13 protein-coding genes are annotated in these 11,595 nt (G+C 63.3%); 5 read left to right on the forward strand and 8 right to left on the reverse strand.

Annotation, left to right across the window (positions count from 1 at the left end; all coding sequences use genetic code 11):
* Positions 1-8 precede the first annotated feature (8 nt).
* The gene (locus F468_RS0102450) at positions 9-1,187 is read right to left on the reverse strand and encodes a glycosyltransferase (protein WP_026296492.1); all 1,179 of its coding nucleotides are present in this window, start codon (positions 1,185-1,187) and stop codon (positions 9-11) included.
* A 180-nt stretch (positions 1,188-1,367) separates the two neighbouring features.
* On the opposite strand from F468_RS0102450, the gene F468_RS0102455 reads away from it, so the two are divergent.
* Complete coding sequence (locus F468_RS0102455) at positions 1,368-2,111, forward strand: hypothetical protein (RefSeq protein WP_231373169.1); 744 nt, start codon at positions 1,368-1,370, stop codon at positions 2,109-2,111.
* 11 nt (positions 2,112-2,122) lie between these two features.
* Here F468_RS0102455 and F468_RS14035 read toward each other — a convergent pair whose 3' ends face one another.
* The 6 genes from F468_RS14035 to waaF are packed head-to-tail and all read right to left on the reverse strand — an operon-like array spanning position 2,123 to position 7,800.
* A complete protein-coding gene (locus F468_RS14035; RefSeq protein WP_231373170.1) occupies positions 2,123-3,160 on the reverse strand; it encodes a glycosyltransferase family 9 protein in 1,038 nt (345 codons plus the stop codon).
* Positions 3,161-3,163: 3 nt separating this feature from the next.
* Positions 3,164-3,955 carry a lipopolysaccharide kinase InaA family protein gene (locus F468_RS14040; protein ID WP_081616953.1) on the reverse strand — a complete coding sequence of 264 codons (792 nt, stop codon included), beginning with the start codon at positions 3,953-3,955 and terminating at the stop codon, positions 3,164-3,166.
* A 2-nt stretch (positions 3,956-3,957) separates the two neighbouring features.
* Positions 3,958-4,779, reverse strand: coding sequence for a lipopolysaccharide kinase InaA family protein (locus tag F468_RS14045; RefSeq protein ID WP_081616954.1), 822 nt, complete (start codon positions 4,777-4,779; stop codon positions 3,958-3,960).
* Positions 4,767-5,624, reverse strand: coding sequence for a lipopolysaccharide core heptose(I) kinase RfaP (rfaP, locus tag F468_RS0102480; RefSeq protein WP_018994574.1), 858 nt, complete (start codon positions 5,622-5,624; stop codon positions 4,767-4,769). The genes F468_RS14045 and rfaP overlap by 13 nt, the downstream gene beginning before the upstream one ends.
* Positions 5,621-6,757 (reverse strand): glycosyltransferase family 4 protein, encoded by a 1,137-nt coding sequence (locus F468_RS0102485; protein WP_018994575.1) that lies wholly within the window; start codon positions 6,755-6,757, stop codon positions 5,621-5,623. Before F468_RS0102485 ends, rfaP begins: the two co-directional genes overlap by 4 nt.
* Positions 6,757-7,800 (reverse strand): lipopolysaccharide heptosyltransferase II, encoded by a 1,044-nt coding sequence (waaF, locus tag F468_RS0102490; RefSeq protein WP_018993495.1) that lies wholly within the window; start codon positions 7,798-7,800, stop codon positions 6,757-6,759. The genes F468_RS0102485 and waaF overlap by 1 nt, the downstream gene beginning before the upstream one ends.
* 280 nt (positions 7,801-8,080) lie before the next feature.
* Between waaF and F468_RS0102495 the strand changes: the two genes are divergently transcribed.
* The 3 genes from F468_RS0102495 to waaA are packed head-to-tail and all read left to right on the forward strand — an operon-like array spanning position 8,081 to position 10,501.
* Positions 8,081-8,680, forward strand: a complete 600-nt coding sequence (locus tag F468_RS0102495; protein ID WP_018994576.1) for a D-sedoheptulose 7-phosphate isomerase — start codon at positions 8,081-8,083, stop codon at positions 8,678-8,680.
* Positions 8,677-9,222 carry a D-glycero-beta-D-manno-heptose 1,7-bisphosphate 7-phosphatase gene (locus F468_RS0102500; RefSeq protein ID WP_018137965.1) on the forward strand — a complete coding sequence of 182 codons (546 nt, stop codon included), beginning with the start codon at positions 8,677-8,679 and terminating at the stop codon, positions 9,220-9,222. The genes F468_RS0102495 and F468_RS0102500 overlap by 4 nt, the downstream gene beginning before the upstream one ends.
* A 13-nt stretch (positions 9,223-9,235) precedes the next feature.
* Positions 9,236-10,501 (forward strand): lipid IV(A) 3-deoxy-D-manno-octulosonic acid transferase, encoded by a 1,266-nt coding sequence (gene waaA, locus F468_RS0102505; RefSeq protein ID WP_018994577.1) that lies wholly within the window; start codon positions 9,236-9,238, stop codon positions 10,499-10,501.
* Positions 10,502-10,528: 27 nt separating this feature from the next.
* On the opposite strand, the gene F468_RS14050 is transcribed toward waaA, so the two are convergent.
* Positions 10,529-11,119, reverse strand: coding sequence for a SprT-like domain-containing protein (locus F468_RS14050; protein ID WP_081616955.1), 591 nt, complete (start codon positions 11,117-11,119; stop codon positions 10,529-10,531).
* Positions 11,120-11,147: 28 nt separating this feature from the next.
* Between F468_RS14050 and F468_RS0102510 the strand changes: the two genes are divergently transcribed.
* Positions 11,148-11,585 carry a hypothetical protein gene (locus F468_RS0102510; RefSeq protein ID WP_018137963.1) on the forward strand — a complete coding sequence of 146 codons (438 nt, stop codon included), beginning with the start codon at positions 11,148-11,150 and terminating at the stop codon, positions 11,583-11,585.
* The last annotated feature ends 10 nt before the right edge of the window (positions 11,586-11,595 follow it).

Consider the following 11,595-nt stretch of genomic DNA (forward strand, 5'->3'; position numbering starts at 1 on the left):
ACAGGCACCTAGATGCCATCAGGCTGAAGCGTTCGAGCTTGCATCATGCTCCCGCTCAGGGCGCCGAGTAGCTGACGTCGGAGCCCCTCCCGCGTGAATCGGATCTCCGACTCCTCCCGCCCCTTCCGCCCAGCAGCGCATCGCTCATCCGGAGAAAGGCGGATGAGTTGGTCGAGGATCTCGGACAGCGCGGCCGGATCGCGGGGAGGGGCGAGGTAGCCGGTCGTTCCGAGGACTTCGGGTGTTCCGCCGCCGCGTACCCCTACGACAGGGATCTCGGCCGCCATCGCTTCGAGGAAGACTCTGGCGAAGTTGTCACCTTCGGAGGGCAGAACGAATACGTCGAACGCCTGCATGTACCGGTTGGCACCTGCTAAAAAGCCTGTGAACAGGGTGCGTGAGTGAATACCCAGATCTCTGGTCTCGGCATGAAGAGCTGCGCGCTCTTTTCCGTCGCCTATAATGACGAGTTGGGCCTGAGCGGCGTCTCGTGTCTGCAGCTTCGCAAAGGCCTTTAGTAGATCAGTGATGCGTTTGTAGCTGTCAAAACGGGCCACACAGCCGAAGACGAACTGGTCTTCATCCAGTCCGAGTCTTTCGCGCGCCTCCGTTTTCGACAGCATTGTCGTGCGCAGGCGGTGGGCGTCGATATAGTTATGGACGACGGAGATACTGTCTGTTGGATACCACGGCATGTTCGCGATGAAGCGATCTCTCTGCGCGTTGGTCAGGGTCAGTATGCCCGTGAGGCGCTTGCGGAAGGCTTGGTAGTAGCGCTGACGGCTTCTGGAATCCGTTGCGTAGTATCCGCGCAGCAGTGCGTAGATCGGGCGACCATGGCGAGCGATGACGCTGGCAAGTAGCAGACTCGCGACGCATTTGTATTGATCCCCAATCATGACGTCTGGTCGGTCCCTTCGCAGGATTCGCGCCAGGCGCCATGCGGTTGCGATTCGGTTCCGTCTGCTTGCCTTGTTGCTGAGACGCAGTCCGGTAACGCTGTCAGCTGGACAGTCAGACTGGTACTCCGAGCCGTCGCCGGTCAAGAAGCACAGAGTGAGGCGGGCGCCTGCCTCGCGGTAGACGCGAAAGTGTTCCCGGACGTTTGCACCCACATGGCCCTTTTTCTCCAGCACGATGAGGATATGCTGGTTGGCGAGGGGCCGTTCTTCTGGTGTATCGGTCATGACATCATGTAGTGGCTTGGTGGCCCGCTATGATCCGCGCGCTTTCGCGGGGGGTGCCGGGGCAGCGAGTCGTTATTGGGAGAGAACGTGCAATCGTCAACGCGAATGGATCGAATGCAGAGTCTACCATCTGGCGTTCGCGATCGGCTGTCCGAGCAACTCCGTACTCCGGCTATTCAGGTGGAGCGTCTGGTTCGCGAGGTATTTCTGGTGCGAGCCGGCGGCCAGGAGACCCTGGTGGTCAAGAGCACAGTTGATGCGGACAAGGAGGTCACCGTTAGCGAGGTGCTCTCCGCGCTGGGAGTGCCCGCTTTCCCGGTTCAGGTGATCGATGCTGGCTGGGTGGCCATGCCTTACAGCCCCGCAAAGTCCGTCGCTGCCATTGTCGATCGGGAGCCTGGCGGCCTTGAACGAGAGAAGCTGTTTTATGGCCTGGGGCAATCGCTTCCAGCAGCCTTCATTGCGGGAATGAAGGACCGCAATATGGACAATGTGCTCTTCGATGTCAGCCGCGGCCGTGCGATGCACCTGGATTATGCGGCCGCATTCGCTGAACCCCTCTGGCGTCGAACTCTCGCTGGCCACCGCCTGCTGGGGTACCTGTACCGGCGTTTGCTTCTGGATCCGCTAGTTCATCTGGAGGAAGGGGATCCGGTGGAAGCTCAGCGAGCCTTTCTGGAGGGAGTTCGAGAAGAGAGTTCTCGGCTGGCGGCCATTCCGTTTCGCACCTTTCGGGGGGTGGCGTTTCGCAGAAGAGTGTATTGCACCCTGGGGCTGGCTCACGCCTCACGGATTCCACGGGTCTGGCCGCGGGCAGCCAGGTTGATCCAGCGAAAATACCTGCCCGGCATTCGACGCGCGGTACAAGAGCCGCTACGAGAGAATTTGGTGAGTGGTGGCCACGCGCTTGGTCGAAGGACTTAAGGTTCTTCCAGCTACTTTGCAAAGCGCTTCTCGGAGAGGCGAATGGCGTTCACCACGTCATCGACCTGGACGCTGTCCATTCGGCGACCGTCGGCAAACTTCTTCTTTCCTTGTTCCGGCGGTATATGTTCCGTGCCGCGAACGATCAGGGCCCGGTTGGTTAGAGGGCCCCAGCGGACGGGATCCGTCGGCCCGAACAACGCAACAATCGGTGTGCCCGTTGCGGCAGCCATGTGCATGGGGCCACTGTCGTTGCCAATGAAAAGAGACGCGCGCTCGAAGAGAGCGATGAGGCTTCCAATGCCCAGTCGCTGCACCAGGTTGACCGGCGGGTCCTCGCACAGAGCCTGAACCTCCTGCGCCGCTGTGCGGTCAGGCCCCGCACCGATCAGAATGGGCTGTTTCCCTTCGCGGCGTAATGTGTTGATTACCTGAGCATATTTCGGCAACGGCCAGTGCTTGTATTCCTTCCCTCCGGCTACATGCAGGCAGATCATCGGGCGCTCCGAGTCTATTTCGTGCGCACGCAGAGTCTCTTCAAGGTTTGCGTGGTCAGAAGACAGTGGCTCAAGCTTGGGCCATCCCCATTCCAGTTCGGGTACGACAGCTCGCCCTATGGCGCCGTAGATTTCGATGCGGTGTTGCATCCCCTCTGGCTTTGCTACGTGCTCACTGAAGCGCCGAGCATACGGTGCGCTGTCTCGACAGATTCGCCGTGGGGCGCCACTCATGGCTCCGAGCCAGCCCCCGCTGCCGCTGCCGCCGAAATCGAGGGCAATCGTGGGTCTTGTGGAGCGGACTGTATGGAGTAGCTTGATGAATCCGATGAAGTCCCTTGCCGGGCTGCCCGTTCTGGGCAGTGTGACAATCGGGCCCTTTAGCGTTGGGATCCGTTTCGCGAGTTCGGCGTGAGGTTCATGAATGACGATGAGATTTTTCTCGTGTTGGGCCAGAGCAGAGAGGACCGGTGTGGCGACGAGAAAATTTCCCAGGTGCCGATCCAGCATGAGTTGTACAAGTCGATCTTGGTTTTTCACTTCGATGTCCAAAGCTCAGGTCAGGCTGACAGGGGGGCGACGATAGCGCTTCTGGTGCCGTTTGCTAATGACGGTGACGGAGCGGGCGACCGCGGGAAGAAGCCGTTCAACGGGAATGCCGCGAATCTTGCAATAACGGCCGATGAAGGACCGCGCCCAGCTTTGCGTCAGGCCAACCTCGAGCCCGTTAACGGCGAAACGGGCCAAGTCGCGGGCGAGATCCGCCCGGCGCGGCTGGTGATGGAACCGCGCGCCATCCAGGTCGGCGATGATGAGGTCTCCTGTGGCTGAGAACAGCACGTTTCCCCACTTGAAATCACGGTGTACAACCCCCGCGTTGTGCAACGTGGCGATCGCTTGAGCGGCCTGTTCACTGAGTAGGGCCGCGTCCGGTAGCGCATCGTCTTCTAGCCATTGATTCAGGCTTGGGTGTTGGGGCAGAGCCTCGCAGAAGAACCAGCTTTCCGCCGAGCCGTCCAGGTAGGCCAGAGGTTTGGCAACCGGCGCGTTATGTCCTTTCAGGTAGGTCGAGAACTCCCAAACCCGGCGGGCACGGGAGCGAATGCCAAGATGCCCAAGAATCCGGTTTCTCCATCGGGATGGATACCGCTTGTAAAAGACAGGGTCGGGCGAGAAGTCCGAGAAAAGGAGCCCGCTCTCGGCCTGGGCATTGGTCTTCAGGCATTCGCGCCGAGCCCCGTCGAGTACGGGGTGCCCCGCCTGGAGCGCTTTCACGACAGGGTGGTCGGGATTGCCGGCACCGCAAAACCCGGAAGTTAGCCGGATGCTTTGGCTGTTCGAGTTCATTGCTATTTGGCTGAAAAACGCGCTTTGGAACCACCACGTCGCAGCCGTTCCTGGTGGCGCGCCTCGGTTGCCTGGGCAATCCGAATAGCAAGGTGGCGGAATGCGACCCGCCCCATGCCGCGCTGTGTTGCATAGTGGCTCAGAAACCGAACACGACTGGTTCGAGGCAGAAAAGACGGATGAGTCATGTTGAGTTGGACCAGGTTTTTCTGGCCGTCACATGGTCTGCCATGTTTTTTGCTTCTTTCGTTGTCCAGGAACACCAACCGTCCGGTTGCGGAGGGGGGTGACACGAGGATATTCCCAAGTCGGAGGTCGCCATGGGTCCATCCGGACTCATGGAGGTGAGCAACGGTTTCTGCGAGTCGGCGGTGAACAAGATGACGGTCCGCAATGGCCAGGAACGGTTCCCCATGGCGGGAAGTGATCAGGTGTGAAAGGCTGGCCCCATTGATGTCCTCCATTACCAGGCACTCGTTCACCCCGATCCAGCCATAGGCGAGTGCGCGTGGTGTATCGAAACCATCTTCACTCATTTGGCGCCCATGCCGAATGGCCCGCATGCCGCGACTGCCCCGGCCGATGGACTTGACGGATTCCCATGGCCCCCTTGGAAGAAAGACCTTTATTACAACTGCCTGACTTTGCCACTGGCCGCGCGCGACGCGGGCCTGCGCCGAGCTGTCCAGGACGGTCCAGCCCGCCTTTGGTTGGTTTTCCAGGAGGGTGAGGCCGGCGTTCTTCAGGTCTTCGTCAAGAGGGGCGACTCCTTTCACGCTTGAGCTTCGCCCGATGCCTGCGAGCCATTGCATCAGCCGTGACATGGGAGGCGCCCGTGTTCCTTGCGGTATTGCGTTCGGGCTCGCTGTGCCACTCGAGTCCAGAGCGTGTGTCTTTCAACCAAGGTGGCGCGGAGTCTGGTGCCATGATAGAGGCGCATGAAACGGAGGATATCTCGTGGCTTGAGGCCGATATCCATGGCGGAGAAGTACAGACCTCCGAGATCCTTGATTTGCGCGCGGGCCGGCAGGCGGGCGTGGAACTGAACGCGGTGCAGATCCATCAGGTGCAGGCGCGGCGGGATGCGGCCGGACCGGATGGCGTTCTCGTTCGAGTTCAGGTCGAGTCGGAAGTGGCACAGGTAGAAGTCGCGGTGATTCATGCCGCTCCCGTGTAGGGTGCGGGCAATGCGGGCGACCTCTCGGATCAACTGCAGGCGAAAGGCGAAGGCCGGTGGTTGTTCGGGCCAGCTCAGGCATTCCTGTTCCAGGGTGCGGGTGCGCCCTAGGTCGCGGGTAATCACGAACGAGCGTTCCCGTGCCGGGTTCAGTCCACGCCGGATGCCGAATGCGACCGGTGGCGTGGTCGGGATCTCCAGCTTCCGCAGCCGGTGGATTGCACGCCATTCGGGTTCGGCACCCAGCACCGGGATGCGGAACTGGCTCAGCTTGCGCAGGATGCGTCGCCACGGCATGCCGTTGTGCACCTTGGCGAAGTAGGGCTGCCCGCCCAGTTCGAAACGGAAAGTGCGCCGCCCGTCGACGTTGCGGACGACCTCGCCATCCAGCGCCATGGCCTGCTCGAAGGGGTCTCCCGGGCCGTAGCGTGCGGTTAACGCCGCGTGTAAGGCATCGTCCATCACCAGTTCATTGCGCCGGAGCACACTCATGCCGCCACCTCGCCATAGCGGGGGCCTTCGATGACCCGCAGCGCGTGCTCGGCGCGTGCGCCGAGTTCGGTGCGAACGCTGTAGCGCAGGGCCGCATCACGCCAGGCCTGCAGTTTGGGCTGGCTCAGCATGCGGGCCAGGGCGGCGTCCATCATGGGCTGCTCGAACGGCGTGGTCAGCACCTCACCACAGTTGGCGCACTCGATGTGGAAGGCGTATCCGCAATTGGCTGTAACCAGGGCGGGCAGACCTGCCGCGATCGCCTCGACGATCGCGGTCCCGGTGTTCTCCTGGTAGGCGGGGTGCAGAAGCAGGTCGGCTGCAAACAGGAAGTCGGCCACGTCGTCGCGGCCCTGCAGGAAATGCACCTGCCTCGAGACACCGAGACTTCGGGCCAGGCGCATCAGTGGGGCCGCGCGCCCCTTGCCCAGTACGTATAGCGATGCCTGTTCCCGCAAGCCGTCCGGCAGGGCGGCCAGCGCCCGGATGCTGCGGTCCACACCCTTGCGTCGGAAGTCCGACCCAACCATCAGGAGCATGAGCGAGTCGTCCCCCAGGCCGAGCTGTTTGCGAAGAGCGTGCCTTCGTTGCGGGGTGTCGGCATTGGCGAAGCGGTCAGCCGAGACATACGGTGGCATCAGGTGGAAGCGGTCCTCGGGAGTCGCATACCAGCGCTGGAACAGGGGCTTCTCGGCCTCGGATAGCAGCAGGATGTGGTTGTTCGCCTCGGTGCGAAAGACCGCCCGCTCAAGGGCCGCATGTACGCGGTAGCGCCCGGAGAGGCGATAAAGCTGGCTGCGAGCCTGCGCCCGTTCGATGAAGCAGGGGTCTGCGTTGTAGTAGACATCCAGCCCGGGCAGCTTGTTGAACCCGACGACGCGATCGGGCTGTAGTGCCTGGACCTCCGATTGAACGCGGCGGGCGAAATGGCGATAGCGTGTGTGGTTGCGCCAGCCAGGCACCCGCAGTACATGCAGCTTCAGGTGCGGGTGCTCCGGGGTCCAGCCCTCCCATGCGAGTGTGAATACGTCGATCTGATGGCCGCGCTCCAGGGCGAGTTCGGTGATGCGGCGGAAGTTGCGCTGCAGCCCGCCATGCGGGAAATACTTGAACAACACGAATGCCAGATGCATCAGTGCCTCTCCGCATGCAGGGCGTCGGCGGCCTCCAGTACCTGCTCGGGCGCCAGCTTGCGCAGGCAGTTCAAATGCCCCAGGGGGCACTCGCGCTGAAAGCAGGGGCTGCATTCCAGACCTAGATGCAGGATGCGCCGGCGGGGGGTTAGCGGCGGCGTGTAGCCAGGGTCGGAGGACCCGTAGACAGCGATCACCGGGCGGCCGGTGGCCGCCGCAATGTGCATGAGCCCCGAGTCATTGGTGATGACCAGGTCTGCGCAGGCAAGCAGGTCAATCGCCTGGCCCAGCTGCGTGCGCCCGGCCAGGTCTGCGCAGCCCGGGGCGGCCTCGGCAATCGCCTGGGTCACTGGACGGTCCTTCCGTGAACCGAACAGCCAGACCTGCCAGCCTGCTGTCAGGCGGGCCCGAGCAATTTCTGCATAGTGCTCGGCGGGCCAGCGCTTGGAGGGGCCGTACTCCGCGCCGGGGCAGAGTGCCAGAACCGGTGCCTCCTGGTTGCCCAGTCCCAGTGCAATGCGTGCCTCGTCCCGACCGCGTTCGGAGATCACCAGCCTGGGTTCCGGAATCGGGGGTGGTTGTGGTGCATCCGGGGCGTGCGCGAGCGCGACGAATCGATCGACCGTGCGATACAGGCGCTGACGGTCCAGTGGGCGGATGTCGTTGAGCAGGCCGTAGCGGAACTCGCCGCGGTAACCGGTCCGTCGGGGTACCCCACTGGCGAAGGCCGGTACTGCCGCCTTTGCTGAACGCGGCAGTACGATCGCCTGCTGATAGTTCGCGTCCCGTAGTGACCGCCCTAGATGCCAGCGCCGGCCGAGTGCAAGCTCCCCGTGGCCCACAGGCAACGGAATGGGACGGCGCACCTCGGGCATGCGCTCCAGAATCGGCAGGCTCCACGCGGGCGCAATCACGTCCACAGCGGGTGCGGGTTCGCGTTGCTTGAGCGTCATGAACAGGCTCTGGGCCATCACCATGTCACCCACCCAGGCCGGGCCGATGACCAGGACAGCCGGGACGTGGGCGCCGCTTGAACTCAACATGATCTCCCGGCCAGCACGAAAGCACACCCGGTCGCGCCCGGGGCTTGCTGGGCGGCAGGGGCTGCGGAACATGGGGCAAGGCTGCCCGGCGTGTGGCTTGCGGGTGGCACGAAACTCGGACTGGCGCTGAGAGACATTCCCAAATTGTACATGGCCCTGTGATACCGCGACGTGCGGTTGCTTGTGGCCTTAAGGATACGCGGTGTACTTTGCCCGGCATCGGCGGGCGTGCCCCGCTGACCATTTACATTGTTCAGTGTTTCCCTGGCGGAGAGCGCAAGTGCGGGAAGGAATCATCGAGGAGCTCACGGCGGCCAGCCGGCTGTTCGGGCGGCTGGCGGAGGACCGGGCGTTTGTTGCCGAGGTCGAGACGGTTGGGCAGCGCTGGCTGCAGTGCATCCGCGACGGCGGCAAGGTGCTGCTGGCGGGCAATGGTGGCAGCGCGGCGGATGCGCAGCACATTGCGGCGGAGATTGTCTGTCGTTATCGGGCGGTGCGCCCGGGGGCGGCGGCGATCGCGTTGACGACCGACACCTCGGTGCTGACGGCGATCGGGAACGATTTTGGATACGAGCATGTGTTCTCGCGTCAGGTCGAGGCGCTGGGGCAGCCGGGTGATGTATTCGTCGGGATCAGCACATCCGGGCATTCGCCCAATGTGCTCGAGGCCATCGGGATGGCGCGCAAGCGTGGGCTGGTTACGGTTGCCCTGACCGGCGAGAAGGGGCTGCCGGAGACGCATCCCGCAGATCATGTGCTGCGGGTGCCCGATGCCGCTACCGCGCGGGTTCAGGAGGTCCACGGGCTGATCGGGCATCTGTTGTGCGGGATCGTCGAGGATGCGCTGGTGACCGATCAGGAACGTTCGGGGTCGGCGTGAGTGCGCGCGCCCTGTTTCTCGACCGCGACGGGGTGATCAATGTCGACCATGGCTACGTGCATCGCCCTGACCAGGTCGAGTTCGTCCCCGGCATCTTCGAACTGGTGGCGGCCGCCACTTCCCGGCACTGGCCGGTGGTGGTCGTCACCAACCAGTCCGGGATTGGCCGCGGCTATTACGGCGACAGCGATTTCCGGCAGCTGACGGACTGGATGCGCGAGCGCTTTGCCGAGCGCGGTGGCCGCATCGAGGCCGTCTACCACTGCCCTCATCATCCCCATGATGCGCAGCCCGACTATCGTCGGGCCTGTCCGGATCGCAAGCCGGAGCCGGGCATGCTGTTGCGGGCGCGGGATGACCTGGATCTGGATCTCCCTGGTTCGGTGCTCGTCGGGGATCGCGCGTCCGATCTCGAGGCCGCGCGGCGCGCCGGGGTCGGCGCCCGATTGCTGTTTGATCCCTCGGGCGCGGAACCGCTGCCCACTGAAGACGGAGACATCCGTATCCGCACCCTGCCCGAGGCCATTGCGTGGCTCGACTGAGCCGCTAGCCGCGATGCGCCACATCTTCTATACGGCCCTCCTGCGACTGACTTCTCCGGCCTTGCTGGCGCGGCTGGTGCGCCGCGCCCGGGCAAACGCGGTACCAGTGGCCCGCTGGCGCGAATGGCTGGGAGCCGGGGAGCCGCTAACATCCGGCACCATCTGGCTCCATGCCGCCTCGGTGGGCGAGGTGGAGGCGGCGGTACCGCTCGCACGTGCCTTGCGTAGCCGCTATCCGGAGCATGCGCTCCTGATGACGACCACGACACCGGAGGGGGCCGCCCGGGTGGAAGCGGCTCTCGGGAGGGATGTCCAGCACGCCTATCTGCCGCTGGACCTGCCCGGGGCCGTTCGCCGATTCTTGCGGCGCACCCGTCCGGCCGTCGCGCTGATCGTCGAGACCGAGCTTTGGCCCAATCTCTATCGTGCCTGCGAACAGGCCGGTATTCCGCTCTGGGTGGTGAGTGCGCGGCTATCACCACGCTCAATCAAGCGGTACCGGCGTCTGCAGCCTCTGGTGCGGGAAACCCTTGCGCGTGCCGAGAAGATCCTGGCCCAGGACGAGTCGGCCGCCCGGGGCTTTCGCGAGCTGGGGGCGCCGAACGCGCGTGTCCAGGTGGTGGGGAACCTGAAGTTCGATCGCACATTGCCGCCCGGCCATGAGCAGGCGGCGGATCTGCGTGCGACTGTTGCGCCTGAAGGCGTGCCGGTCTGGGTGGCGGTCAGTACGCGGGAAGGCGAGGAAGAGGCCGTGCTCGAGGCCCATCGCGCGGTGCGCGAATCCCATCCCGACGCCCTATTGCTCTGGGTGCCGCGCCATCGCGATCGCTTTGACGTGGCTTTCGAGGCGGCCCGGCAAGCCGGGTTTTCTGTCGGGAGGCGCACGCAATGTCCGGGGCCGCCGCTGGATGTGCTGGTGGGCGATACGATCGGCGAGATTGGGGCCTACCTTGGTGCTGCGGATGCCGCTTTTGTCGGGGGCAGCCTGGTTCCCCTGGGAGGGCAAAATGTACTCGAGCCCGCCGCGCTCGGGCTGCCGGTGCTTGTGGGGCCCAGCACCGAGCATTTTACATTCGCAGTCGAGCGCCTCGGGGAGCAAGGTGCTTTGTGGCGTGTGCGGGATGCCGAGGCGCTGGGCCGCGCCGTCGCGGATTTGCTGGGAGATTCCGAGTGTCGGAAAACCATGGGTGATGCGGCGCGCACGGTGATCGAGGAAGGGCGTGGCGCAGTGGAGCGCGTATTGGCCGAGTTGGAAAGCCGGTTGCATGATCTGCATTGACCGCCCCGCCAGTCTTTGTATTAGGTTTTAGTTCTCCTGCCGTAGCCGCTGCCCGCATTCTCTGCACTCATAGCGGTATCGGCGCCGCTGAATCAGATAATGTCGCCGCGCACTCAGTGCGTGGGTCTGGCAGGCGCAACGGTAGGTATAGGTCCGGACCCTTCTGCCTTTCAGGGGGGTGTTGTGCGTAACGCGTGGCTGGCAGCCGAACGTTTCCATCCAGGCTCGCCATTCCGGGCCGTGAGGGCGTACGCGGCGTAACCCGGACGTCCGGTACACGAGCGAGTGTGCCACCTCGTGGGCGACGGTATCCGGGAAGTGTGAATCCCAGTCCTGACAGAACGCCTCGGGGTTGAACCGTAGCTGCTCGTGCCCGTTGCTCAGTCGCCATTGTCCGGCGGCTTTGCCCCGCAGGTTAAAAAGAACTTCTGGAATCGTGTTCGACTGTTCCGGATGCGCCTTGATGTAAAAGCCGCACACCTTTTGTCGGATTTTCGATTCCTCTTCGGGTGTTAATTTATTTCTCGGCTCTTGTAATTTACTTCCATTTTTATCATATTCACCCGTGCGATATGTGCCGTCCAGGGCGTGCGAGGAGTTGGAAGCCGTTCTGGTCATTGAGAAGTTCCGAACGAGGAGACGAGTAATGAGTCTGGATAGCAAGAAGGCCTCCGAACTTTCCGCCGAAGAGCTGTATGCACTGGCCCGTCAGCGGGAAAAGGAAGAAGCCGAGCGCCAGGACGCCGAGCGCCGCAAGAAGCGCGAAAAGCTGATGGAAAAGCGCAAAGAGATGATCGCGCGTCATCGCAAAGAACTCAACGAGCTTGAGCGCCAGATCCGTGAACTGGGCGGCCGTGTCGGTCGTGCTGGTGGTGGTCGCCGTGGCGGCCGGGGCGGCAGCTCGGTCAGTCAGCAGCTGGTCGAGATCGTGGCGGAGAAATCCGAGATGGCGACCAAGGAGATCAAGGAGCGTGCCGAGAAGGCCGGCCTGGATACCAAGAACATCTCGCAAACGCTTGCCTACCTCAAGCGCCAGGGACGTCTGAAGTCCCCGCGCCGTGGTGTGTACAAATCCGCGGCCTGAGCGGGTTGCA

Origin of the sequence: Thioalkalivibrio sp. ALJ2, assembly GCF_000378325.1 — a bacterium.
Classification (GTDB): domain Bacteria; phylum Pseudomonadota; class Gammaproteobacteria; order Ectothiorhodospirales; family Ectothiorhodospiraceae; genus Thioalkalivibrio.